At 57.1% G+C, this 26903-nt stretch carries 9 protein-coding genes; all 9 read right to left on the reverse strand.

Annotated elements, in window-relative coordinates:
- Nucleotides 1–143 precede the first annotated feature (143 nt).
- The gene (locus B2R17_RS18975; RefSeq protein WP_236615651.1) at nt 144–563 is read right to left on the reverse strand and encodes a hypothetical protein; all 420 of its coding nucleotides are present in this window, start codon (nt 561–563) and stop codon (nt 144–146) included.
- Nucleotides 564–684: 121 nt separating this feature from the next.
- Nucleotides 685–1020, reverse strand: coding sequence for a hypothetical protein (locus B2R17_RS18980; RefSeq protein WP_286765200.1), 336 nt, complete (start codon nt 1018–1020; stop codon nt 685–687).
- A gap of 343 nt (nt 1021–1363) precedes the next feature.
- Nucleotides 1364–1852, reverse strand: coding sequence for a hypothetical protein (locus B2R17_RS18985; RefSeq protein ID WP_286765201.1), 489 nt, complete (start codon nt 1850–1852; stop codon nt 1364–1366).
- A gap of 651 nt (nt 1853–2503) precedes the next feature.
- Nucleotides 2504–2650, reverse strand: a complete 147-nt coding sequence (locus B2R17_RS18990; RefSeq protein WP_286765202.1) for a hypothetical protein — start codon at nt 2648–2650, stop codon at nt 2504–2506.
- A 27-nt stretch (nt 2651–2677) separates the two neighbouring features.
- Nucleotides 2678–3283: a hypothetical protein gene (locus tag B2R17_RS18995; RefSeq protein WP_286765203.1), complete on the reverse strand. Its 606-nt coding sequence runs from the start codon at nt 3281–3283 to the stop codon at nt 2678–2680.
- 309 nt (nt 3284–3592) lie between these two features.
- The gene (locus B2R17_RS19000) at nt 3593–3931 is read right to left on the reverse strand and encodes a hypothetical protein (RefSeq protein ID WP_286765204.1); all 339 of its coding nucleotides are present in this window, start codon (nt 3929–3931) and stop codon (nt 3593–3595) included.
- Nucleotides 3932–4295: 364 nt separating this feature from the next.
- Nucleotides 4296–5768 carry a Gfo/Idh/MocA family protein gene (locus B2R17_RS19005; protein WP_286765205.1) on the reverse strand — a complete coding sequence of 491 codons (1473 nt, stop codon included), beginning with the start codon at nt 5766–5768 and terminating at the stop codon, nt 4296–4298.
- A gap of 322 nt (nt 5769–6090) precedes the next feature.
- Complete coding sequence (locus B2R17_RS19010) at nt 6091–8604, reverse strand: dockerin type I domain-containing protein (protein ID WP_286765206.1); 2514 nt, start codon at nt 8602–8604, stop codon at nt 6091–6093.
- Nucleotides 8605–8816: 212 nt separating this feature from the next.
- Nucleotides 8817–26804, reverse strand: coding sequence for a GEVED domain-containing protein (locus tag B2R17_RS19015; protein WP_286765207.1), 17988 nt, complete (start codon nt 26802–26804; stop codon nt 8817–8819).
- Between the last annotated feature and the right edge of the window lie 99 nt (nt 26805–26903).

The raw sequence follows: 26903 nt of genomic DNA on the forward strand, positions 1-26903 counted from the left end.
TCGTTTCGGGAGAGGTTCTCAAATGCTGAATCCCGCTAAAACGCGGCATCGATAAACTGCACGACCTCGACAATCAAAGGGGAAGCAATCGGTGGGCCACACTGCATCTCGATGTCCGGTGTTGATGCGCTCTTTCTAATCGTTTATTGGGACAGCGCACCAAAGCCTTGCGAGATATAGGCTGAGATTCCGATCATCAGGAGATCGATGCCAATCAAACAGGAACGCTGATGCAACGGCCAACTCCTTTGAGTGATTGTTGCGGTGAACACGACCATGAAGCTGAACGCCGAGCATCCGGCCATCGCCAGATGAATGCGAGGATCAATCCCACCCAGTATCTCGGAAGGCGTTAATTCGCTATCCACTGTGAAGAAGCTGTAGGCGAGCAGGATTAAAAGATGGATGCCAAAACCAATCTGCGTCAGTACTGAGCGATCCCAAAGGAGCGTAGTCCAAGGGGCGGACGATGGTGGTTCGTATGGATTGAGAGACGGTCGCAAATCTGGTGAAGGCGGACTTCGCTTCTTCGGTGCACGCTTGTTTTGACTGGAAGATGTCATCGGATCTTTCATTGAATCTTCGCTAGGCTTCGCTAATTCGGTCCGTGCAAAACCGAGATGCTATCGACTCTTTGGAGGAGCTTGCCGAGGAATGGTCAAAAGATCGTGCTGCGTTCGCTCCTCAGTCATTTTCCCGCCAACGACGTCGATCGCCGAGCCATTGGTTGAAATTCCTATCCGCACTTCCATAGCTCGTGGAATCATTGTCGCCCAAACCGAGGGATGCTTCAACAATCTTGAAACCGCCCAGTAACACGAGTCCTGCGGTTGCTTTCAAGCCATCGCCAACAAATCGTCCGGCCGCTCCTGCTCGTTCAGCGATGGTGACCTTCGGTTTGGGTGTCGTTGCCACAGGTTCCGATGTCATTGGAGCCGAGGGCGATTGCGCGACGGGGAACGACGCTGGGATGATCGGAACCGACGTGTCGTAGACCACCGTTTTGAGAATAGCGTCCATGTCGGACGTTTCCTTGGGAGCTGATTTGCAGCCCACAAGCACAAGTATGCCCACCAAAAATGTGGTCGTTCGGATCGGTTGATTCATCGAAACCACGGTTGGTTGCATGAATGAGGAGTGAATTGCTTTCCCGTTATCAAAACCCCGGGGGGGAATGCAACCTCATGTCAGAGACGATGAGTGCGTTGAGCGGATCGATTGGCGTCGCGACGGAAGGCTTCTTTGTTTCAACGCCGCAACCGGCCAAGAGAAGCATCAGAACGAAGACTGTTGGCTTGGTGGTCATCGGGAAGTCTCAAGGAACGTGAATCGAACCCAGGGCAGGAACGGTTGAGGGCGTTCGTTATTCACCTGTGTTGCTCTGCGTCGGTTCAGTCTCGGCCAATTTGGCTTGCTGGCGAGCCTGCGTCACCAACTCGTCAAGTTTTGAAACAAATCGCTCGAATTCAGCGGCGTTGGATCCACAGAACAGATAGACCTGTCGTCCAGGAATTTCAGTATCGAATGCGGCCCATTCGATCGGTCCGACATATTGAGGTGCGAACTGGTAGAGCGCATAACACAATGCGAGCGCTGACGCGGCAACGACCACCGAGGGATAGACGCCAAAGAAGTGTAGCAGGCAGCCGGCGACAAGAGGCGCCAAGCAAACGAGCAGGATGGCACGCAGGAACTTGGCTTTCGAGATGGACTTCACCGGCGATGGGTAGACACTTGCCAAAGGAATGCTGAATCTCCATTCTTCCAGACGGTTTTGATAACGCCAATGGACGGTTTCCTGATCGACTTCAATGAAGATCGACGTGAATACTCGGCGAGCTTCGTATTGCATGAAGTGAAATCCTTCAGGGCCTGAGATTGTCTGAACAGGTACGCAGGTATCATTGGATATGTTAGCCGCTTGGCGTTCGCCACGTTTCCCGCACTCAACTGGACTAACGCTGGTATGCGAATGGTTTGATGTTGTGGAGTGCATTCGTTGACGCAAGTTTTGATCGGAAATGTACTGGCTCCCTTCGCCCGTTGGGAGTCAGTGCAGTTTTGTAGTGCCGTCTGAGCACCGTCCGTTGCAAACTGGCTTTTCGATTTTGTTGTCGGTTGGCCACTCTTGGCCGACATCTGCCAGTCGGACGGGCAAGGGTGCCCATCCTACATGCGTTGATATGTCTTTGCCGACTCAATGAACAAGCCGAAACGGGAAGGGCGGAACACGAGATTTGCCGAGGAAGGCAGGGCTTGACGTCTCCCATGTTCGAACGCTCGCGTACGCCTGAACGTCGTCACTCGACTTCCACCCAAACCTCGTTTTGGGAGGGGGATACAGGTTGTGTCGCCGGTGCTGTTCGGGAAGCAAAGTTGCATGCGTTTTCAGAACGCCAAAAGCAAACGTTCCACAGTCCAAGCGTTCTCCTCACGGTAGGTGTACCGCCAGCCAGAAAGCTGACGCTCGTTGACAGAGGGAATCGCTTTTTGCTGCGAATGTTCACGGTGGTGGGTGACGGTCAACCAAGGAGAATGCCAGCATGAAGCTGACGCATACCACAATGGCCCACAACGCCAATTCACCGAACTGAGGGATCAGTTTGATCGATTCTTCCATGCGGCGAACTCTCTTTTTGGTTTGAATCATTCACGTTGACACGCTGGCAGTTCAAGGTCATTTGGATGGATTGGTTTCCGTGCGATTGCATTCGTGAATGGTGACGACCACTGCGGTGAGTTGCTTCGATCCAATGGTTGACACGAGTCGCATCTTGCCAGGAACACAGACAAGCGTCGTTTGGATGGTGCTGTTCAGAATGTCAGGTTTCGAGTCGCCCCTCGTGTCGTCTTCGACACGTGCCGTTATATAGTCGATGTTGACCAATGCGCCTCGAGGGTCCTCTCCCATTTGAATCCGAAGGGTGGTTCCAATTTCGATATCCTTGGTTTGGCGAGTGGTGACATCACCACGCGTCATCGTGGAGGTCACCACTGCGACCTGTTTTCCTTTTCGAACGTTACTCGGCGTGTTAGGCATCGCGATCAGTCGGATCGTTTCGATTGGCTTGGCGCCGGACTGAAGGATGGTCTGCATCACTTCGGCTTCGTTCAGACCGATCGCGATGGGTTCTTGGAGCTCAAACTCGGAAAGCTCGACGCAATACTGAGTTGAATCCGATTGAGGTTCGTTAGTTGCTTCCGCGATGGCAGCAACCTCGTCGCCGTGTAGGATTCCATTGAGAATGAAAAGCGAAGCAAGCAAGATCGAAAAGGATTTCATTTGAGCTTCCGATGTTGAAGGGTAGGAGGCATCTCATTCGACAGGACAATCCGTCAACCCTTGTTTGATCTGTCCGGGCGATCGGTCCAGCAATTTGGCAGTGATCTTCTCTCTGACGATTCTGGCCGAATGATGCGACGGGAGTCTTTTTGACTTGGATCCGCTGAAGACAATGCGTCGAACAAAGAGCGTCAATCGATGCATCTGATATTAGCGAACCTCGCATGGACATGTGGGGCGAAGGGGTATCGCGAGCCAAAGCGAGACGAGAATCGTTGACGGGAGGATCAGCAATAACCGGGCGTTGGCTCAGTGTTTGGTGGATCCAGTGTCGGGTTTCTTGGTTGTCTTCGCTGTGTGCCGGATCTGCATGAACGCGCCTGCGATCGCGAGCAGCCATCCCAAGGTTTGTAGCATCAAGGAAATTGCAGCACTGGTTTGGTTGATGGTGAATCGAACGGAACCGTCCGGGAAATCAGTGCGGTCTTCATAGATGCCGAGCATCCATTGCTCGCCGAGGAAGGAAAGGAAAAGGAAGGATGCTGCGGCCAGGTAGAGGAGCAGGTGGGGAAAACGCGAGCGGTATGCACTGAACCCTGCCGCGATGGTGATTGCAAGCAGAGCCGCCACGGGAAGCCAACGAGTCATCGTGGCACCGCACTGCATCCCTACGCCGGCCCCATCCGGGGCGACCTTGTTTGTTCCCGCCACTGATCTCGGGGCTTCTGCCCCGAGCTACTCACGACGGCCCCTCCGGGGCGAAATCAGGAATCTCGACGCGTCATGGCTTGTCGATTGAGTCGTCAATGACGTTTCAACGCATGTAGGATGAGGACTCTTGCCCGTCGGAATCGGCCAAGAGTGGCCAACCTACAACAAAATCGACAAGACCATACACTTCGGTTTTCCCGTCAGGATTGATTGAGTTGCCCAGCTCGTGAGCGAGAGAACTGTTCGCGTTTCTCGCTCACGTGTTGGGGGATCTCATTGACTGCCGTTGCAGGCTAGACGATTAGCCTTCGGCTGGGTCTTTGCCGTTGAGCCATGGACCGCCGTATTGCATGTAGTCGGGGTCGCGTTGCTTGCTGCCATATTCACCAGCGTTCCAGCCTGGGATGTGGGCGACGGGGCCGCCGTTGGCGGAACGCTCTTCCCACTTGGCTGCCCAACCGGGGTCTTGGTCGGAAATCTTGTGATCTTCATCCACGAAGAACACTTTGCCTTGACGGTAGCTTTGGGCACCGAGGTTGACGACCGACATGGCTGCAGCACCAAGGTCAGGTTGGTTGTTGCAAAGCGATGGATCACCGGCTTCGCAAGCATCCAACCAGTTGGCGAAGTGAGCCATGGTGGTGTTGTCGATCGGGTTGGTGGTGATCCGCTCGGCTTCTTGTCGAACGTGGGTGACTGGACCGCGTTCAGGAATGAAGTCAAACCCATCGAAGGATTCGCCGTTGCCGAATGCGAACGTGCCGTAGTGGCCACGGATCAGCTGATTGACGCGCGATTCTTGGTTGCACATCGTCGCGGTGATCAAGCCTTGAACACCTTCGTTGAAGTCGGCGACCACGGTTGCCACGTCTGGCACATCGCGGCCGTCATACTCTAGGTAGACTCCGCCGGCACCGACGACACGACCAGGCACGCGAAGGCCGGTGGCTTTCAACATGGAAGTGGTGCGGTGAACGAACAAATCCGTGAACATGCCGCTGCCGAAGGGCCAGAAACGACGCCATTGCTTGTAGACTTCGCGGTCGAAGGGAACGTCTTCGGCGAGGTCGTGTTCGGTGCCAAGCCAACGTTTCCAGTCGATGGTTTTGGGAGTCATGTCAGGCGTGAGTTTGTAGTAACGCCATTGTCCGACATCGGAGTTGCGGAAGTACTCGGTTTGAAAACCCAAGACTTTGCCGAGCTTGCCTTCGCGCAGCAACGCGTTGACTTCGTTCCAAACCGGGAGGCTGGTGGATTGCACACCGACCTGCATGACTTTGCCGCTGGCACGCCATTTGTCTTCGACGTCGAAGGCTTCTTGGACCGTCTTCGTCATTGGCTTTTCGCAGTAGACGTTCAGTCCGGCTTCGAGAGCGTCGATGGTTTGGCGATGGTGCCAGTGGTCGGGAGTTCCGATGCAGACGGCGTCGAGATTTTCTTTCTCGATCATGTCGCGGTAGTCGACGTACTTGGCCGGTTTCGTCTTGGTGGCCTTTTCGATGTAGTCGGCGACTTTGTCGCGTTGAGATTCAAAGACTTCGGCGACGGCAACAAGGTCAATCTTGCGACCCGCTTCGTGATGTTTGCAGAGCGATTTGACGTGAGCGCCGAAACCGCGGCCACCGGGGCCGATGAAACCGATTCGCATGCGTTCGTTGCTGCCCGCGGGTGCGGCGGAGGCAGGTTGGCTGGTCGTGGTTGCTGCGGTGAGGGTCGCAGCTGAAATGGTCGCGGCAGCGGCGGAAGTTTTGAGGAATTCGCGTCGGTCGCACATGGCGGAGTTTTCCGGGGTTGGGACTGGAGGGTAATTCAGGCCCATAGATTAACCGCCGAAGGACGTTGGGGCAATTTCCTACGCTAAAGCGTGGTTTGGGGAGTCGCTGATGCGCGGAGCGGGTGACAGCAGCGAGATGCTGGTTACCAACCGGATAGTGACACTTTGGAACGGGGCACCCGCGATTGACGCGACTATCAATCGCATGAGTCAGGTTGGCGTTCACCAGAATGCGTTTCCGCGAAAACCGGGACTAACGTCCAAACGGCTCAATTCGTTTGGCGTTGTTGGGCTCAGCAGCGATCGGACCCGAGGAGGCTTATCAGGTCACCGAGGCGGCGACGATTTTGGATTCGACGGCGAGGATTTCGCCGAGCGTTTCGTCGTCGCGGAAGATGGCGTCGTTGGTGCCGGAATTCAAGAAGCTCGGTTGCGGCACGTTCGGAGACGCGAATGAGGAGAGCATTGCTCCGTTGGACGCTGTGGAATCCCCGGAGTCAGACGAATTGGAATCGGTAGGGCCGTTTGATTCCGAAGACGCGATGTATTCTCCGGCGGGTTCGGATCCACCATCGAGTTCGTTCAGTTTGTTGATGACTCGCAGAGCGTCCAACGCAGAAATATTGCCGTCGTTGGTGACATCGATTTTGAAACCGGCGGTTTCGGCAAACGTCAGCGTGCGATCCCCGTTGGCATTCAAGTCGTTGATGACTTGCAGTGCATCCAAGGCCGTGACCACTCCGTCGCCGTTGACGTCTTCGCCAAGGTCGGTGTTGTATCGTGGGCTGTCGACTCGCGTGGCGGCTACTGAAACCAGTCCCGCGGTTGTGGTGACTCCCGATGTGATTTCGCCACCAGACACGGTGATGGTCGCGTCGGCAATCGCGTGGATGACTTGTGTGGGTTGCCAACGCAATTGGTACTGGCCATCCGGCAAATTGGTTTGCGTGAAGGCCCCCGACGCATCGGTGACGACTTGCGGTTCGACACCATGACGCACCGCGGTGACTCCGATCGGTGTGTCAGCGTGGCCAGCGACTTCGATGCGTGCGATTCGGCCTTCGGGATCAACCAAGGTCAACGTCGAGGCTTCCCCGTCCGCGAGACTTCCGCCGGCGGTGTTGCGAATGTCTGTCGTGACTCGGGTGAGCAAATTGCCCGAAGCGTCGAAGGCTTGGACACGTCCGTAGCTGTCATCTTGCAGTCCGACAATGTCGACCTCGACGTATCCGACTGGTTCATCGAATGCGACGTCCAATCCGAGTCGGGAAGTCAGTGCCGGCCACCATCGATTCAGATTCTGATCCATGACGTGGATCAACGACTGATTGTCGAAGAGCGAATTCTGTTTGACTTGCACTTCATTGCGAACGTTGTCACCGATGGCAGTGAACGTCATTCCGTTGGCGGCGGGAATGTCCGTGTCCAACGAAACGTCGTCGACATGGAACGAGCCGCTGGCCAGTTCGGTTCCGTTGGCGGCCAAGACGTCGAACTGGACTCCCGACAGCAGGGGTTCAAATTCGTTGCGGTTGGAGTCGTCGTTTTCGTCGAGGTAGACAAACCCAGCGACCGGTGCTTCGGCGACGAGTGGCGTTGTGCGAGAAGCGGTAAGCGTCTGGCTGGTGATGCCCGTTGCGGCATCGATGACTCGCAACGACACGCTTGTCATCGTCGGTGGGACGTCGAGCGAGAAATCGAACGTCGCCGTGGGACTGTCGGGCGTCTGCAGCGTCGTCCAATCACCACCATCAATGCAGACTTGCAGTTCGGACACAACATTCAGAGTGATGTCGCTTTGCGGGCCCGAGGGGTTTTCGTTGATCAGCGTTCCCGAAGAGGCTTCGCCGCGAAAATGCAGTTGGTTGGTTTCGGAGTCGTAGTGGCCGGTGCCTTGGAAGTTCAATGGTACGTCGAGCACATCAAAGATTCCGTCGCCGTCGGAATCTTGCCAGCCGATCATCGCGAAAGTGGACTCGGGGGAAACGAAGTTTTGGTAACCATTCACCAAGTTGTTTCCGCCAGCCATGATGCTGGGTTGTTGCGTGAATCCGGGTGTCGGATTGTCAAAGGCATTGTCGTTGGGCGTGTTGTAATAGCCGCGGCTTTGATTGTACGAGCCACCTCCGCTGTATTCATCGAGTCCCCAAAAGATGTGCGAGATCTCGTGGGCAAACGTGCGAGCCGGCCGAGTTGAAGGCGCGATCACGTACAGGCCACCGGGGAATGCGAATGCGCCGGAGAAGGATCCGCCGGAGGCAAAGAATCCATCGGGATCATCTGAAGAGTCACTGATGAAGAGTGAGAACGCCCAGTCGGTGTCATGGGTTTCGCGTTGAGAATTGTTGAAGGCGAACATGCCTTCGTCCAACGACAGCGATGACGGTACACCCATTTCGTCCAGGAACTGTCCCACGTAGGTGCTGTAGTTGTTGCTGGTTCGGTCGATCGGTTCGATGGGTATTTCAAACGGGTCGTTTGCGAACGTGTCGTCGATCACAAATTCCAGCGAGTGGACGGTGTCCAGTCGATCGAGGGCCTCCGTCCACCAGTTCAGCCCGACTGTGATCTCTTCCATCACCGCATCGATCTCACCGGCGGTCCAGTTTTGGGTCTTGGTGTCGGTTTGACCGTTTGAATCCAAGAAAATCGGTGTGACGGCGACTCGGCCCAAGAAAAACTCGGCTGTGTCGCTGGTCGTTGCACCGACGGGGATGCCAGCCGCCATGACTCGCCGTGTTTCCAACGGCTGGAGCGTCAGCGGCCGCCGGGTCGCTTTGCGGCGACGTTTGGCGATTCGTTGGCTGGTTTTGTTGCTGGAAGCCCGTTTTCGCATGTCGGCCGATTGCAGGGAAAGCGTTTTGAATCGTGTTTGGCCGCCGTTTCCTAGTCCTTGGAGCCGACGAACGTGCAATTGGTTCCCAAATTCATTGCAGAAACGAAACAAGCGTGACGCAAAGTTCAATTGAATACGGTGGAACCGTCCAATCGAACTTTACGTCACGCTCGCGAAAATTGATTTCTAGCCGGTGGTTTTCTTCGCGACGATTAGTTCATCGACGCGAAGATTGAGTCCAATGCGGAAATTTCCGATTCCTCGGATTGATCCGCCTGATCCCGATCACTTGCCAGGGTTTCCACCACGTCGTCGAGGCTGATCACCGCCGCCGAATCGAAGACGCTGGAGGCATCCGCAACGGTTTTGGTTTCCGATTCAACGATTGGTTCGCCTGCAGGTTCGGACGACAGGGAGTCATCGTCGCTGCGAGAAGTCGGATCGAACGCGATCGTTGCACTGGACGCCAGGACTCCATCGGAGACCGCCGAGTAGACCGAGGTGCTCGAGGACGAGGCGAGCAGTGGTTCGCCCGCACCGGTTGGGTCTTGGCCCGGTCCGGTGATCTCGTTCAGTCGGTTGATGACGATCAAAGCGTCCAACGCGGAGACGGTGCCGTTGCCGTTGACATCGGGGTACTGAGGCAATGTGATTCCCGCAGGAATGTTTGCCAAGTTGATGTCGCCGTCAGCTGCATTGATCGCGTTGATGATCAACAGAGCATCGAGTGGTGTGATCGCTCCGCTGGCATTGACGTCGTGGATCAGCGATGGGTTCTGGTACGGGTTGTTGTTGATCGTGAACGTGTAGTCCTCGACCTCACCCGATTGAGCCAAGCCGCCGGACCCGAGTCCCGATTCGTTGGACAAACGGAATCGAGTTTGGATCTCACCCGTTACAGCCGTGGATGGCACGTTGATGTTGACGGTCGTTCCACCGGTTCCGATGACGCGAGCGACACCGGAGCCAATGCTGCCGAATCGTTCGACTTCGGTTTCATCAAACGTTCCATCGCCGTTCCAATCGAACCAAGCGTCCAAGTAGAAGGCAGGTGTGACTCCGCCCACTGTTGGCGATTGAACATCGATGACGAACTGAGTCGAGAAGCCAGGTCGCATCGCACCCAGAATCGCGACTCCGTCATCGCCATCGGCGTTCGAGTCCGCTGTACCGCTGCCATTGTCGACGCCACCGGCATCGGCAGTGATTCGATCACCCAGTTGGAAGCCTTCGGTGATGACGTGGCGAGGACCGTTGTCATCGACACTGACTGGAGTGCGAGGATCGGCTGCGTCACCGAAGTCGAGCGGGTTACCCACGAAGATGATCGCTTCACCGGCGAGCAATTGGTTGCCGACTTCATCGGTGATTCGTTCGCTGATCACGGACTGACCGCGAACCAAGGAGGCTCCTTCGATCAGGATGCGCGAGTCAGGTTGTTGAACCACGACTGTTTCAGCAGCAATTTCGCTCGCGAAAGCGTCCGAGATGGCTTCGCCGTAGAGAGCAGCGATACGTTTGACGCCGGTTTGCGACATCGACAGGATGTCGATGATTGGCTGGATCGCAGCCAACTTGGTCGCACTGGATTGTTCCAGTCCGGTGACGACTGCACTGCGAACATCATCCAGTGGCACGATCACAGGAATCGACGCGGGTTGGCCGGCGAATCCGGATTGTGACAACGATGTGTTGGCTAGGTTCAAGCTGTATTGATCGTCGCCACCGAGTGTCACACGTCCGCCGCCGATGTTGACAGGGGACAGACCCACGAAGTTGGCCGAGATAGCAGCCACCAAGGCATTGGCGACTTGATCCGGTGTTGATCCACCGAATCCGCCACCTGGGATCGAAACCGCAACCGCACTGGAATCGTTGAGGAATCCGTCGAAGTCGAGTTCGAAGGTGACAGCCTGTGCCGTGCCACGCGAGATCGTGAAGGTTTGACCGTCGGAAACCTGAGGTGAAACCTGGCCTTCTTCGGTTGGCACGATGAGACCAAAGCCGAACGAGGTGCCAATTTCGCTGTTGCCTTCGACAATGATCGAGTCGGTCAGCGAGGTGACAGAAATCGGTCCGTTGGTTCCCGAGATCCGGAAGTTGCCGGTGGCTCCGGAGGTTTCGACATTCAGTCCCGCGGTGCTGATCGCGGCCAGCAACTCAGCGGTGATTTGACGGGCGGTTGAATCCGTTCGGATTGCGACGACCACGTCAGCGTTCGCCGCGGCGACACCGTTGGAGTCAAATTCGAACGTGAGTTCTTGTTGTCCGTCGAAGATCGAAACTTGTTGACCGTCGAAGTCGTTGACGCCATTCGTCGTGGTGATCAGCAGCGTGACGTCCAACACATGGTTGGTGTGACGCAGGAAGCTGTCCGCTTCGAACGAGACGTAACTGTTTTCGCTGGCGGCGGTGGTGCCGAGCAGTTGCAGACGACCGGTTTCGATCGCGGCGTCATCAGCGACTTGCATGTGAATCGCAACGAGTTGCAATTCGGTGCCATTGATGGCACGAGCGAAGATGTCGCTGATCTGTTCCGCGGTTGCGGCGGCAGGCAGACGAACGGGAACGTTTCCTTCGGCGACGTTGGCGATCGCTTCGGTGTCGAATTCGAACGTGACTTCGTTGACACCGTCGAAGATCGTCACGAGTTGTCCGTCAATGTTGGACTCGATCAGGTTGGTGAGCGGATTGACCCGAGTCAACTCGCTCGGCAAGATCGAGAGTCCGATGCCGGTGTCAGCTTCGAAGATCTTGTCACCGACTTGCGTGGTGGCACCATCGGCGTACACGCGGCCTTGTTCGGCTTTCAGGACACCGACCGAATCGCCGGACTGTGTGCTGCCGAGCAATTCGACGGTGTAGGTGGCGTTGTTTGGCCACACACCACCGATCGGAGTCAGGCGGATTTTGTTGTCGCCGGGCTCGTAGCTGAATCGATAATCAACGCCTTCTGACAGCAATTCAACTTCGTTGCTGTCGGAGAAGAATCGAGTGACGCGAACCAGTTCGGAACGAACGGTCGAGTCGTCGATGCCAACCCCAGGTGCGGCGTCGGCGGGAGCGATTCCGTCGATGAGTTGAATTTCAAACGCATCGTGGATCGTTCCAACGCTGAAGGCTTGACCGGCCAAGTTGAACAGGTCGTCTCCGCGTGGCGATGTGACGACGAAGCGAGGTCCGTCGTTGTCGCCGCGTTCTTCGGCTCCGCGATCGACGAACACGTTGAAGCCGAGACCGTTTGGCGAGGCAACGTTTGGATCGTCAGTACGAAGCTGACCGTTGAGGTCGTAGACCGGAGCAACGATTGGGCTTGGTGGCAAGCCGATCGCACCGCGAACGGTTTCGAGCGACGAGCGATCTTCCAGCGAGCTGATGCCGCTATCGATCGTTGCCGTGCCGGCTTGCGGAGTGAAGACCAGATTGACCGGGTCAACAAAGATTTGTTGGAACGGGCTGATGAATTGAGCGAACAATCCAGTGCTGCCAGCGGTCGCGTTGTTGGCGTTGCGGAAGAACGTGTTGCCACCGATGACGGTCAAGTCACCCGAGACATCGACGTCGCCAGGAACGTTGTTCTGAGGCGATGCAACGGCGATGCCGGTTTGGAAGTTGGCAACGATGTTATTCAGGATCGTCGGAGCTGAGTTCTGCTGAACAACGATGCCTTGGCTGCCCGGCGTGTAGATCTCACGAGCAATCGTGGAGATCGCACCGATGCCGTCGATGTCAGCACCAGCGGCACCGAAGTCGAACGTGCCCGAGGTGGACAAGTCGGTCAGGCGAACGAAGCCGAATTGATCGTTCGGGCCGAAGCCGAATGAATCGAGGTCGATCGTGTTGTCCGAGCCGAAGATTTGGCCAACCGAGAAGAACGTCACGCCATCGCGGCTGATTTCAACCGCAACGCGTTCGGGTGTTCCCGATTCGAAGATGACCAAGTCAGGGGCGGAGGTTCCGTCACCGACCAACAGGTTGTCTTGGAACAAGAACGTCGCTTGTCCGCCCGATCCCAACGAGAACGTGAATTGTCCCGAGGTCGGTTCTGGGCCGATGCCGTGGCAGTCAGGCGATCCCAACGCGGCTTCGGAATCCGTGAATTCGGAGCTGACGTCTGGGCCGAGCGACAACGTGTCTTGTACCACCGCGTCGGCGAACGAGATGCCACCTTGGTCGAACAAGATCGATTCGAAGACTTGAGGTCCGAGTTCCGCACCGCTTTCGATCGGTCCACCCACCAACGTGTTGTTAACAATGCGATCGAAGCCGACCGGGTCTTGTGCCGAAGCTCCGTTGCCGTCCAAACCGGTGATGCGAATTCCAGCGTCCGCGTTGAAGGCGATGACGTTGTTCTGAACGACCACACCTGGGATCAAGTTCTCAGTGTTGAGTTCGATCAGGTTGCGAGCGTAGGTAAGGATCGAAGGCGTCGCGTCACGCAGGTCGTCCGAGGTGACTCGGGCGGAGGCGTCACGGTTGATGTCGACACCGGCGTTGGAGCTGAACAAGAACCGGTTGTTCTCGATCATGATCACGCCTTGCGATTCGTCGACACGATTCGTGTCACCACGCAATTCGGCGATCTCAATGTTCGCGAAAGTTGGGCGTCCGGCTGTGTCAGGTCGCAGGCTGAGGTCGCCGTACAGGTTGATGCGTGTGTCAGCATTGACCAAAGCGTTTGGCGAGCTGGCACTGGCTGGTGGCACGGTTCCGTTGGAACGAGCCGCACTGCCATCGATCACCGCTTGGACTTGATTGGAGTTGATCAAGCGAATGATTTCGTTGGCAACTTCGGCAGCCGATGCGGTTCGAGGCAATCGCACAACGACTCGGTTGTCATCGTTGACGAATCCATCGCTGGCACCGAAGTCGTTCAGGATATCGAATTCGAATGTCAAACGCGTGTTGGCGTCGGCCAACGTGAACGTTGCTCCGTCTTCGATTTCCGAGGCGGGCAGGGCGGTCAACGTAATGCCGCTGCTGAGCCGTTCGTTGGTGTCGAAGGTGCGGAAGCGAGCGTCGAAGGCGACACCGCGAAGTTGGACTGGTTCGCCGGAAGTATCCAGGGCAACCAGCGATCCGTCATCGATGTTGATACCGAACGGTCCGGTGAATCCGGTCAGATCCAGTGCCGCACCGTTGCCGTCCAAGAACTGGCCGTTCGCATTGGCTTGGACTTGTGTTCCATCCGGAGCAACCGCGACTTGAACCGCGGTGCCATTGGCGTTGCGTTGGACTTGCGGTGTGAAGGCAGGAACTTCGCCGCTGCTGACGTATTCCGATGCGTCGCGAATTTCTAGTTGATAGGAACCCGAAACGGTCGGCTGAGTCGGTTGGGCTGGACTGGTCAAGTTGATCGACTGATCCAAGACGAAGTCTTCGTTGGCACCGATCGGGTTGGCCGCACTGACCATTTCGCCGCGTTCGGCGAATCCGATGATGATGTCGTCGATGAAGGCTCCGTTGGATTCGTTGTCGGCGGCAGCACCACTGCCGTTGGCTCCGAAGCGATCCCCGTATCGCTGCTCGGTGGAAGCAAACGGTCCAGAGTCGTTGATCGTGAGGTTTGGCAGTCGAACGGCGGATCCAACCAACGGGATCAACGTTTCGTTGCCATCGGTGAATCGGTTTGCCAATGCTTGGCGAAGTGCCGCAGCGACTTCTTGCGAAGTGGCCGATTGACTGATTCGAATCGGAATGCCTGGCAATGCGTTTTGCGATCCAACACGCAGTCCGCTGCCGGTCGAGACGGAGACCGAACCAACGCCGTTGAATTCAACCACGGAGGAGTTCGCACGAACGTCCAGTTGTGGGTTGATCGAAACGGTGACGTCGTAGCCGCCCACTTGAGCCGCACTGGTCGTTCCCGAAACGCGAGGATCGTAATCGCCGTTTTCAGGTCCGCTGATGCCGATGTAGATCACGCCATCCGAAGGTGCGGTGACGGAAACGGTTCCGTTGGCAGCGTTTTCAACGGCTAGCAAACCACCGGTTGGGCTTCGCAATTCGACTCCGGTTGAATCGAAGAAGCGAACGTTCAGGTCGATGCCTGGGTTGTCGGCGAGCGTGCTGACAGTGATCGTCGTTCCAGTGGAAACTTCGACGCTGGACAAATCCACGTCGCCGAGGTTGGTGACACCGGTTGGCGTGACGGTACCAAGCGTTCCGCGACCGGAGACTTGGGTGTTGCCGTCGACATATGGAAGCGGTGTTGCTTGGAAGAGCAGGTCGTTGCGACCCACGGCACCGGCTGGGTTCGGGTTCCCAAAAGGATCGACTGGATCCGAAGCGTCACTGAAGTCGAAGTTGTCGACGGTGGTGAACTGAGGCGATTGAACGCCGGTGTTCTGTTCGACGACGGCTTGCAGTTCAGCTCCGATGTCCGATCGAGCGAAGTCGGCAATCGCGACGGAAACTTGACCGGTTTGGATCGATCGCGTTCCATCGTTGAGCACGTACTCGACGCCGTCGATTTCGACGACGAAGGTTTCGGATGCGTCGCTGTACAGAGCGGAAAGTTGGTTTCCGGTTGGGACCAATTGATCGTAGTCGACCGTTCCGTCGGTTTCGCCGATGACAGCGGACAGGACACGAGCCACATCTTCTTGAGACAAGTCGACGACTTGATCGACATCTGGATCGGCGTCATCGAAGGTTTGGTAAACCGCCAGGATGTCGACGGGTACCAGAGCCGTTCCGGCGATCTGAGCCGTAGCATCCGCTGTGTCGCGGAAACCATCGTCCAACAGGAATTCAGTGCCGTTGATGAAGACGGTGCGGAATTCGTCAGGGTTGTTCTGGTAGAAGACGGCCAGTTCAGCACCGGATGGAACCAAACGCTGGACGTTGACGCTGGTGTCGAACGTCGTGCTGACAGCCGCCGCAACATCGGCAGCGGTCAACGTGGCCAGGGCGGTCGGTTGACCGTCGGTCACATCGATTTCGATTTGGTCGGCCGAAACGGTGCGAGTTCCGTCGGTCAAGATGTACTCTTGGCCGTCGACGGTGAAGGTTGCTTCGGCGGTTGGTCCGCTGTTGAACAGTTGCGACAGTTGTGCTCCCGATGGGAACGCAATCGTTGGCGACAAGTCGATCGAGAACAGTTGTCCGCCGATCGTGAACGTTTCGCCATCGGTCAATCCGCTGGCGGCAACGGTTCGGATTTCTGCGGTGTTCGTCGCGGTGGTACCAGCGGTTGCGAATTCGATTCGCAAGGCGAGGTCACTTTGACCGGCGAACTCGTTCAGCGGCACGCGAGCTTGACGCCATGTGCCGGTGTTGTCGAACAACTGTTGAACGTCGACGTCGATGTCGTCGTCATAGATGCCGACTTGGGCCGGATCATCGAACTCATCATCGAAGCTGAAGTCGCCGCGGGATTCGTTGTTGGTCGCGACCAAGTGCTCAACACCGAACTGGTCGATGACGTAAACACGCAACGTGTCTCGGTCTTCGGCGAACAAATCGTTGTCGTTGTCGGTTTGCGAGTCGTCGTCAACCCCGTCCGTTTCCAAGAAGTAGTTGAAGTACATCGTTGGCAAGTCAGCCGACGCGTACCCTTCCAAGCTGAACGTGTTGGACTGAACGATCCCCTTGGCACCACCAGGCAGGTTGTAGGTGCTTTGGACGTTTTGGCCGTCTTGGCGAACGTTTTCGTTGGCCGTGTTCAGGTTCTGAACAGGAGCTTCACCGAAGTTGTAGTTGCCGTTGAAGGCACCCGCGGTGTAGTTGAACTGCAGCGAGTTGCCGCCGGTGTAACCGACGCGAGTATCGCTGAAGGTTTGGTTGTAACCGTGTCCGGCATCATCGGCACGAGCACCGGCGACGTGCCAGAGGTTGTAATCGAGGGTGCTGAAGTCCAGACCCAAGGCACCGAAGATGCCCGTGTCGATGAAGCTGCGTCCGCCAGCGAAGATCGGTTGCAGTTCACCCAGCGTGTTGAACGCATAGATGCGGCCGTTGCTGGTCGTTCCGAACAAGATATCGCTGTAGGCACCATCTTCGACGCTGTTGGGTCCGGCACGTAGACCTGTGAAGTTCAACCCGATCAGGTCGGTCGCGGTCGAAACGTAGTTTCCGACGAAGCGGCTGCCCGTTCCGTTGAGCTGTGCACTCGGGACGAAGTACAAACCGCCGTTGTCGCTGACGCCGTACAGAGAGTTGCCGACGAGTTCGACACCGGTGATCGTTCCGCCGTTTGGCGAACCACCAGCACGAATGGCTCCGGTCACACTGCTGACATTGGCAATCGCACCGGTGATGGCCAGCGAGTTGCCTTGTGGTGTCGCGGTGACGGTTGGCAAGGCACCTCCCGTGTTGGCCGCTTGAACCGCTTGCGAGATGCGGAAAGCGATCGTTTCGGCGGTGTCGGTTGGCAGCAAGGTGACGGCGATGTTGCCGGCGGTGACGTTGTTGTTTCCGACCAATGCGATACCGTCAGCGGCAGTGGCACCAGGACCGGTCAACTGAACGTTGGTTGCGGTCGGCAATGCCAATTGAGTTCCCTTGGCGGAAACCGGAATGCCTTGTTGACGGATCACCGATGCCAAGTTGTCGATGAAGACAACGGCGTCGGAGGTGCGATCCAGTTGGACTCGGATGTTGCCCGGTGGAATCGCGGCGGTGGAGTCCGTGATTTGGAACGTCACGGGAGCATTGCCGGGCGTTTCAACCGTCAACAACGTGTTGTTGAGGATGCTGGCAGGATCCAGCGTCGTGTCGGTCGCGATTGGAATCGCGGCGTTTGGCAACGTGGCTCCGGTCAAGGCGTCGGCTGGCGAAGCAGCCAAGATCGTGAAGCCTTGGTTCAGTTCGAACGTTTCGGTTTCGGTACCGTTGGTCAAGCTAAACGTGTCACCGTCGAACAAACGAGCGACGGGCAAGCCATTGGCGTTGTTGGCCGTTGCATTTGCGATACCCAACTGGGTGTCTTGGTTGCCGATTGGAATCGACGTGTCGATCGCACCGATTTCGCGGCGATCTGTACCGGCACCTGAGTTGAACAGCGTGAGATCGAAGACCGGACCGGTCGCTTCACCTGTTTCCTCGTTGAAGGCATACAGGATGTTCTCGGTGTAGGTCAGACCTTGTTGTGCGGTCGGACGGTTACCGATGAAGAAGCCAGTTTCGGTTCCGAAACGTGCTCGGATCGTGATGCCTTCGACTTCGATTCCGTCATCACTGGCTTGATCCAGAATCTGTTGAGCCGGTGGGGCTTCGACGTCCAGGTCGTGGAACGTTTCGATGCCTGCACCAACGCTGAGCGGAGCACTGAGCTGACCGGTGGCGGTGTCGATTCGGTTGTAGGTCCACGTGGTGTCGCCAGCGGGACGGTCGTCGTACCCGGTGTAAGCGAACAGTTCGCCGTTGGCGGTGAACGCGATGTCGCGAATTTCGTCACCGAAGTTACCGATCGTGCCGTAGTTCTCGCCCGTGAATGGGTTGACCACGAACAACGTCGTTCCGGTGTTGACGTACAGGACAACGTCGTCGAGCGAGTAGTCGAGGATTGAGTTGTCATCGAACAAGACTGGCTGAACTGGAGTCGTTGCCGTTCCGGGATAGAAGAAGCTCGAGTTCGAGAAGTTCTCTTCCGCGATGCGTCGGATCGAGTCGACTGGTTCCAATCGCAACAACGGGTTGGCGGTGTCACGGTTGGTGAACTGATCCAACACAGCGGGTTGACGCGATTGGTTCGAAATCGCGACGTAGTAGGTGCCTTCGGGAAGTTCAGCCGAACCGATGTATGGGTCAGCCGTTCCGAACGAACCGCGTGACAGATCCGATGGATCGAAGCCAGCACCAGCGGATGACTGGTCATCGGCAACATTGCTGTCACCACCGATGAGAACCAGCTCACCGAGGGCGTTGAAGACATAAAGTGCCGTGTCGGCACGAGCCAAACCGTCGGAGTAGTCGAGGTCGAACACGGTTGCCAAGTACAACGCCGCGTCATCTCGCGTGAGTTGCTTGTAGTCGATTTCGAATTCGTACCAGTCGACGTCGCCGCCGTCGGTCAACGATCCCGAGATGTTCTTCGACAGGCTGTCGCTGGACAATGGACCCGCGGCGTTTTCCAAGTCAATGTCGACTCGGTCGATGCCACCCGAATCACGGTTCAGCACGATGCTGCCATCGGCCAAGGTCGTGATGGTTCCATCGGACGTGTACTGACCGTCGTACAGCCCCAAACGTTGTGCGTCGGCAAACGTGCCGTTGGGGGATTCGGTTTCGAAATCATCGCCGGCGAGTGGGCTGTGCATCGGACCGCCGATGACTTGAACGCCGTTGGTCGCGAAACGGACGTCGCTGTAGCGAACCTGTGTTCCTGCGAACACATCGTCTTCACCCAAGCGAATTTGCAATTGGTAGCTACCGGTCGTGCGACCTTTGCCCAGCGAATCGCCACTGGTCAGGAATCCGCCGCCATCGGGCAAAGTCACCGATTCAGCGGTGTCGGTCAGTCCGCTGCGAACACGAACGTGATACAGCAAACGCTGTCCCGCCGTACCCGGCAGAATGATCCGCATGCCGGCGTCACGGGCGTTGGTTGAGTAGTTGTCTTGGAACATCGAGTCGTCGGCGGTTGCGTCCACCAACGTGGTTCCGAGACCCAAGACTTGGTCGATGTCGTAGCCGTTCAGGCCACCACCGCTGCGGCGAGCGATTTCTTCACGCAGAGCGGCACGACGTGCGGCGGCGTTTGGATCGGTCGGGTCGACGGAAAGCAGTTCTTCAATCTGGCGGGCTTCTTCGAGCGAATCGTCCGACAGGATCAGCGTGTTGCCGTTGGCATCGATCAGTTCGATGACCGTGTCGAGATTGGAATTCGTTCGGTCGATGTCCAGCCAAACTTGCGTGCCAGCTTCTGCGACAAAGGCGTAGACGTCTTCGTCACCACGACTGCTGATTTCGCCTTCGACGATCAAACCAATACGACGTGATTCGTCGCCGGCTGCGATCGATGGGGCGAGTTCGCCGAGGTATTGCGATGTCGATGGAGTCGCGTTGGTGTCGCTGTTGCCAACGTTGCCAGGTTCGTTTTCGCTGGTGATCGACACGTTCGCATCAGACGCTGCTTCGCGAATTGTGATTCCGTCCCACGATCCCGCACCGTCGATGCTTTGTGGCAACGTGATGCTGGCTGGGTTGGCAGGATCGAATGGGATCCATTCGACAAACGAGGTCAGTCGAGCAGCGTCGGTGCCGCCGCTGAGTTGCCAAACGTGAGCGGTTTCGATGTCGGCAGGTTGACCGTTTTGGCTGATCGCCGTTGTGCCGCTGGAAACGCCATCGAAGTTGGCGGAACCGGCAACGGGACCGAAAGCACCTGGGATGTCGCCGTTGATGTTGGCTGCGATGTCGAAGTTCAATCCGTTCTGAACGGTGTTCAGACGGTTGAGCAGATCGCCTGCGTCGTCGGTGACCCAGCCGCTGTAAGAAGCGTTGAACTGGTTGATCGAATCGTTCTCGTAGACACCACCGTGAGTGAATCCAACGCGAGCGGTTTCGTTCAACGTCATCAAGCGGAAGTCGGCTTGGCCGGGCGTTCCGATTTGATACAGAACATCCGCATCGTCGGCGGTGACACCTTGGTCGAGGTAACTGATGACTCGGATCGCGCCGATGTTTCCGGCGGTGAAGTTCGCACCGTCAACGGTTTCGAAATCGAGCTTGGTGTAAGCAACCGCGCGATTGTTGACGATGAACGTTTCCGCGGTGAAACGAATTTCACGGCCAAATGCGGTGAAGACGCCGCTGCTGCGAACGCGGTCGGGGCCAACCAGAATTGGGTTCGGGTTGTCGTTTGGTCCGAACGCATTGATCAATGGAATGCGTGTGCGTGTTCCGAAGTCGCTGGTGACTTCGATGAAGGTCGTGTACAGGAACGCGTAGTTTTGCTGAGCCAGCAATGCACCGCCGTTGTTCTGGTCGATGCCAGTGACGACGACGTTTTGCAATTCACCACCGCCCAAGACGGTTGTGTTCAGGTAACCAGGCGAGTTGGGATCGATGTCGTTGTCGATCGTTGTGCCATTGTCGACTTCGGTTCGATCGGTGCGATCGTATTCTTGTCCCAGTGGCAACAACGCAGGCGTTTCTTGGCCTCCACCGGTGTCGCTGGTCAGAATCGAGATCGGGTTGCCATCGGCATCGACTCGGACGCCGTTGTTGTCGGTGTCAATGTTGGCACGGCCGTCTGGAGTGAAGCCGGCACCAACGGTGTCATCGAGCAAGCTGGTCAACACGACGGGGAAGTCAGGCTGTCCGACAATTTGCAGACTGCCACCGATGCGATCGGCGATGTCCAGCATTTCGTTCTCTGCCGTCAGCAGCGTGCCACCGGCGACGATACCAGCTTGGCGACGCAGCAAGACGTCTTCGACATCGAGGTCTTGGTTTTGGAATTTGACAACCAACGATCCACGAGCGTCGCTTTCCAAACGCAACCCACCGTAGATGTGTTGGTTCGGGATTTCGATCATATCGCGAACGATGTGAACGATATCGGTATCGTCCCAAACGACTTCGGTTGCCACGGTGCCGCCGCGAACTTCCAAGCCGTTCAGTCCGGCGGTGATGATTCCCGCAGCGACGTCGTCATCCGAAACGGTTGCGGAATCGATCGCGTTGCCAGCGATCAATGGGCCGCTGTTGCCGGAAATCTCATAGCGATTGAGGCTGTCTTCAACCGGAGAACCGATTCCAAAGTCACGCGACGCGGTTGAGCGACCGAGGTCGGTGACTTCTTGCCATGAGAAGCTGTTCACGTCGAAGCTCATCGCTGGGCCACTGCCATCGACGAATTCGTTGTCCACCACCACTGGTTGAGCACCGCGGACGAAGACCGTGCCGCTGGCGTTGTTGACTCGACCGACACGTTGTTCGCGTGGGTCTTCTGGGTTGTTGGTGTTGTTGCCGCTGTCGTTCAAGAAGCCACGGCCATCGGCGTTGCTTTCGAATCGCGAATTGGCGACTCGCAGACCGCTTTGGTGAACTTCCAAAACGTTGAAGCTGGCAAAGCCACCTTCGATTCGCGAGGTTCCACCGCCACCGGCCAACACAGCGTGGTCAAACGATGCGTCCGCACCGAAGGCCAGGTAGACGCCAGACCAATCGCCAGGCGACAGTTCGTTCTGGCCGTCGTTGGTGCCCTGAGCGATGTTGTTGGTGTTGAACGCTCCGCCGGTTCCATACCGAGCGTCGTTCAGGCTGGTCAGGATGATCGGCTCTTTCGCTGTACCTTCGGCGTACAGGTGCGATCCGAATGTCACGTCGATGCGTGCACCGTCGAGTTTGACAATCATGCCTGGATCGATCACCAAGCTCGGATCGAGACGACCAGCACGGGCTTGCAAAGGAGCCGTGACAGTGAGCAGATCCAAACGATCGGTACCGATCGAAGCGGCATCGGTGAAGGACGTTTGCGTCGCGTTGAGAACGCTGACTTGGCGGTATTCGCCAACGGTTCCGTTGCTGGAAACTTCCGCACGGTAAACGATTCGCGATGCAAATCCGCTGCCGGCTGGAGCGGCTGGGATTCCGGAAACGCTGATCGAACCTTCGTCGATCGTTTCGATGATTTGCGATTCGCTACTTGGTCCCACTTCCGTGCCATCCGCGGTTGCGAATGTGAACCGGTAAACGTATCGGCCCGGCTCAACCATTCCCGTTCCGCCAGCGGCAGGATTCGGGATCGAGCTGGTTTGAATTGTGCTGCTGGCTCCCGCCAACAACGTGCCCGCGATGATGCTTGGGTTCAGCAGGTTGCTGCCTTCGGCGGTCGAATCGCTGAACGAAGTATCGCTGGTGTTCAAGCGAGCGACCAAGCGGAATTCGCCAGGGTTTCCGTTGGCGTCAACGGTGGCTCGATACAGACGACGACCGGAGAATTCGCTGGAAGCCGGAACGGTTGGCAGGCCAGACAACTGAACCGAACCATTCGCTGGAACGGTGACCGCGGTGGTGTTGTCGCTCGGTGTCGATTCAAAACCGTTTTGGTCGACGAATGTCATCCGGTAGACATAGTTGCCCGCGTCCAATCCATCAGCGGTCGCCGGAGTGGCCGTTGCTGCGGTGCGAACTAGCAAAACGCTCGGGGCTTCGTTGGCAGCGTTGACGCCACCAGGGTTGCCCTCGATCAACAGGTTCTCGGTCAGGACGTGAACGATGTCGGTGTCATCGAAGCGAGCGTTGACGTCGAGCGATTGGAGGTCGCCGCCGGTGGGCGTCAGCAGACGAATTTGCAACCCGTTGATCGAGTTGTTCGTCAGGACGTTGCCACGGATGTGTGGTCCAACGCGAGTGACATCGCTGGTGAAGTACGAAGGAGTCGACGCACCAGGAGCAACCTGGTTTTGATACTGCGATTCGTCGAATCCTGTTTCGGCGAATGTGTTCGGCGTGGCTGCGATCGCGGCTTGGGCCGAGTTTCGGATCTGGTTGTTCAGAATCGTTGCGCGGACATCGGCGAGCTCAATTGGCGAGATCGTCAGGGTTTGGCCATCGACCGAAACCTGACCACCACCGTGCTGGATGTCGGCGTATTGGATGTGGTTGAGGAAGACGGCGTTGTCTTCCATGTTGGTCTTGCTGTCGTCGGCGTAGTCGATGTCGCCACGCAGATCGATACCGCCCCATGAGCCGACTTGTCCGTTCAGGCCGGCAAAGCTAACCGCATCGAAAGGCGTGCCCAAGATTTGCAACGAAGAGTTGCTGCGATCGACCGATTCGGAGGTGCTGCCAACGCCAATTCGGCTGCGTGACATCTTGAATTCCGAACCACCGTCGATGACCAACGCGATGTCTTGTGGAACATCGAGGCTGGTACCATCCTTCAAAGCATTTCCGAACGCCGAGCGTCCAATTTCGTAGCTACCGCCGCCGATCACGCGAATTTTGGTGACTGGGGTTCCGCCGTTGTTCAAACGGAACTCAGCCAAACGGATCGCATCGTCAATTTCGGCGACGGGTTTGGTTGGCGTTCCCATCGTGACGAACAAGTCAAACTGGTTGACGTCCGACGTGGTGAAATTGCGGTCGGGAAGGTTGGTGCCCGTGACACTGTCGACGTAAATGACCGCGTCGGGGTTGGTTGGGTTGAACCAGAAGTTGAATTCGCCACCGGGTTGTCCGTCCGCATCGCCGTCGAGCGGTTGAGCCGCGGTTCCATTGACCGGTGTGTCCAACAGGTTGCTGGCAGCTGCCGTTTCGTAGGACATGACCAATTCGTAAGTCCCCTCGGTCACACCGCCGATTCCGGTTCCGGTGATCACAGGGTTGTACGAGTTGTTGCCAGACGCACTGACACCGACGACGTAGTCGCCAGCTTCCAAAATGTCGATTTCGATCAGCGAATCGTCGCTGAAGTAATCGTCGTTGGCGGCGATTTCGATGTATTCGTCAGCACCGACTTGTTTGTAGAGGCGAAGGGCCGTGTCCAGCGTGCTGGAGAGACTCAAACGCTGAGCAACCGTCGAGATCGAGAGCTTGCCCGGTTCGGTCAATTCGAATCGGTACAAGTCAATGTCGTTGGCTTCCGGACGGAACAAGTATTGTCCGTTGACGATGTCCGATGGGCTGGGGAACAACGCTTCGTTGTCATCGCCCAATTGTGACGACAAGTCGACCACGTCGGGTGACTCGGGGTTCACGCCTTCGAGCACCGAACCGGTCGACTGGGTGACAGGTTGTGGCAGGTGATCGGAGTAGCCGTATCCGAGCAGTTGGCCGATGCCCAAGAACGCACCGCGGAAGAACTCGCCGCCGGTTTGATCATCGACGCTGGCGTCAAAGTCTTGCGCGTCCATCACCAAGAGCTGACGATCACCGATCGATGCAGCGTTTGGATCGACGCCCAAGAAGGTCTGGCCATTGATGTCGAGCGGACGCGTGTCCAACGTCACTCCGCCAACGGCACTGTTGACGGTCAGGTTGTCATCGACGCTGCCGTAAAGCTCACCCAAGGTGATGCTCAACAAAGGGCTGCCCGATGGGATGCTGGTGACGGCACCCGATGCGGTGTCACCGATTTCAACAAACTGAACGCCCAAGTATTCGCTGAACAGCGACATGACTTCGCGAACGCGTTGTTTTTGTTCCGCGGTGATCTGGTTGATGTAAGTCTTGTCGAGATCCAAACCGCTGCTGCTTGGATCGTCGCCCAACCAACTGGTCGGGAAGTTGTAGTAAGCGGTGGTCACGCCATCGAACGTGTCCGCACCACGACGCCACACGTCCAACGGAACGGTGCGTTCCAATCGACTCGGATCGTCTTCGCGAATGTTGCGAACGCCTTGGTAGTCCGTTCCACCAGGGAAGTCGAGCGTGTAGAGCGGATCGTTTGGATTGGGATTGTCGATCTCGCCGCCGGTCAAGCGAACGCTGGCGGTTTGACCTTGGCCAATTCCGGCCAGATTGTTGATGACCGCTGCGGTGTCAAAGCTGTCGCCAGCGTCGGCCGCCACCGAAACATTGCCCGGAGTCATGGGCAACGCGCTGTCGTTGCCGACTTTCAATCGAATAGCGCCCGGGATCTTGGGCAGCTGGTCGATTGGCATCGGTGGGTTGGTTTGCTGAGTCAGGTCAGGAACTTCGGAGAAGCTGAAGTTACTGTTGCCGTCATTCAGGAAGTCGTCGAACGTCAAGCGAACCGCATTGGGTTTGCCAGCGATGGGCGAGATGTCCGTTGGAGTGAAGACATCGTCATCCGCACCCGTGACCGTGTCGCGGGTGAAGATCAGTTGGAACAACTCGGTTTGGTTGGCCAAGTTGGCGACATCGACGTCTTCGGTGAAGTACACATCGATCATGTTCAACCGTGGCGTCCGTTGGCCTTGGTTGTCGACATCGATTGGTTCAGGAACCACTGCCAGGACTTGCGGTGGTTTGTTCAGGATGAATGGAACGGCGAAGTCGACGCCATCGTTGAACGCTTCGCCCGCGAGGTTTCGCAGAGCGCGATCGCCGGCACCAAAGATCTCGATTTGGTAGGCGTCATCGGGAAGTGGTTCCGCGAAACGGAAGACGACTTCGTTGGGGTTGCTGCCCAAACCGATGTAGCCCGCGTTGACGGGAGTGTCCGTCGCGCCGGTCAGTGGCAATGTGCCCGCGAAGGTGCCGATCGTTTGGCTGGTGCTTCCGCGTTCTTGTGTCGCGGTGACCAATTCGGCTGCGGTCGGAGTCGTGTTGATCGCGTTGATGAACTCAGCGATGGTCGTTGGGCTGGCTGCGTTGCGGTTGACTTGAACCGTGATGGTCTTGCCGCTGACGGAAACCAATGGAGCCGTTGGGCCACCGAAGTCACGCGACTGAACGATGACCGAGATGCCTTGTCCGCCGACGCCGGATTGGTTGGCGACGATCTTGGTGCTGAACGCGTTGCCCAAACCCAAGTCCGTGAACGTCTGGGCGGCGTTTGCACCCGACAATGTCAGCGAGATGGGGTTGCTGGCAACCGATTGACCGATGGGGGTCGAGGAAGGACCGCTGACTTGGAAACCATCGGCGACCGTGTCGCGGTTCAGGTTCCGCTGGGTTGCGTTGTAGTCCTGAAGTGCCAAAGTCAAATCGCGGACCGTCGCCGGACGACTTGGGTTGGAGTTCAGATTCAGGCTGAGTGTTTTGTTCTCAGGATCCTGCGTGATGATCACAGGAGCGGTCGTCAGCGGACGCGATGTGCCCGTCAACGTGACCGTCGTTCCATTGCCACTGACGCCAGCCGCGGAGGCGCGGAATTCCAGCAACACATTCCCATTGGTGTTGAAGTCTGTCACGGCCGTCGCCGCTTCGAACCCACCATCTTCACCGGCACGCGTCACGCTGATGGCCAGCGGATTGTCCGCCGTGCCCAGCGTGCTTGGATCGATGGATGAATCGTCGTCGAAACGGAACGTCAACTCGTTGGGCGAAACGTTCAGCAGTTCCAAACCGTTGACCGGACGAATCGTGCTGCTGTTGTCGATCAGCTCCGATGCGTTGGGCTGGATAGCAACCAGCTCAGGGCCAGCCAGCAATTGGCGGGCTTCGAGCGATTGCGACTGAAGGCGTCGTTCCAGTTTGGCTCGTTGCGTTTTCCCGCGTCGCGATTGACCTCCTAACAAGGAGGATCCGCTGCGGCGGCGACGATCATCACGCCGCTTAGCGGCAGATTCGTTGGCATTGTGCATGTTGGAAGAGTTGCCCGGGGTACCGATCGTCATCAGTGTTGGCCTCGTCGTGCCGCTCTTAACAAACCAATTTGGGGCTGGTTCGCGGCGGAGCAGGATGCGGGGGAAGTAGCGAAAATGGATGCCAAAGTC

The organism is Rhodopirellula sp. UBA1907 (genome assembly GCF_002337565.1).
GTDB lineage: Bacteria > Planctomycetota > Planctomycetia > Pirellulales > Pirellulaceae > Rhodopirellula > Rhodopirellula europaea.

Excerpts from the sequence above, each read along its gene's own strand:
- B2R17_RS19005 (WP_286765205.1), bottom strand. The coding sequence starts at position 5,768 with ATGTGCGACCGACGCGAATTCCTCAAAACTTCCGCCGCTGCCGCGACC.
- B2R17_RS18990 (WP_286765202.1), bottom strand. The coding sequence starts at position 2,650 with ATGATTCAAACCAAAAAGAGAGTTCGCCGCATGGAAGAATCGATCAAA.
- B2R17_RS19015 (WP_286765207.1), bottom strand. The coding sequence starts at position 26,804 with ATGACGATCGGTACCCCGGGCAACTCTTCCAACATGCACAATGCCAAC.
- B2R17_RS18985 (WP_286765201.1), bottom strand. The coding sequence starts at position 1,852 with ATGCAATACGAAGCTCGCCGAGTATTCACGTCGATCTTCATTGAAGTC.
- B2R17_RS19000 (WP_286765204.1), bottom strand. The coding sequence starts at position 3,931 with ATGACTCGTTGGCTTCCCGTGGCGGCTCTGCTTGCAATCACCATCGCG.
- B2R17_RS18995 (WP_286765203.1), bottom strand. The coding sequence starts at position 3,283 with ATGAAATCCTTTTCGATCTTGCTTGCTTCGCTTTTCATTCTCAATGGA.
- B2R17_RS18975 (WP_236615651.1), bottom strand. The coding sequence starts at position 563 with ATGACATCTTCCAGTCAAAACAAGCGTGCACCGAAGAAGCGAAGTCCG.
- B2R17_RS18980 (WP_286765200.1), bottom strand. The coding sequence starts at position 1,020 with ATGGACGCTATTCTCAAAACGGTGGTCTACGACACGTCGGTTCCGATC.
- B2R17_RS19010 (WP_286765206.1), bottom strand. The coding sequence starts at position 8,604 with ATGCGAAAACGGGCTTCCAGCAACAAAACCAGCCAACGAATCGCCAAA.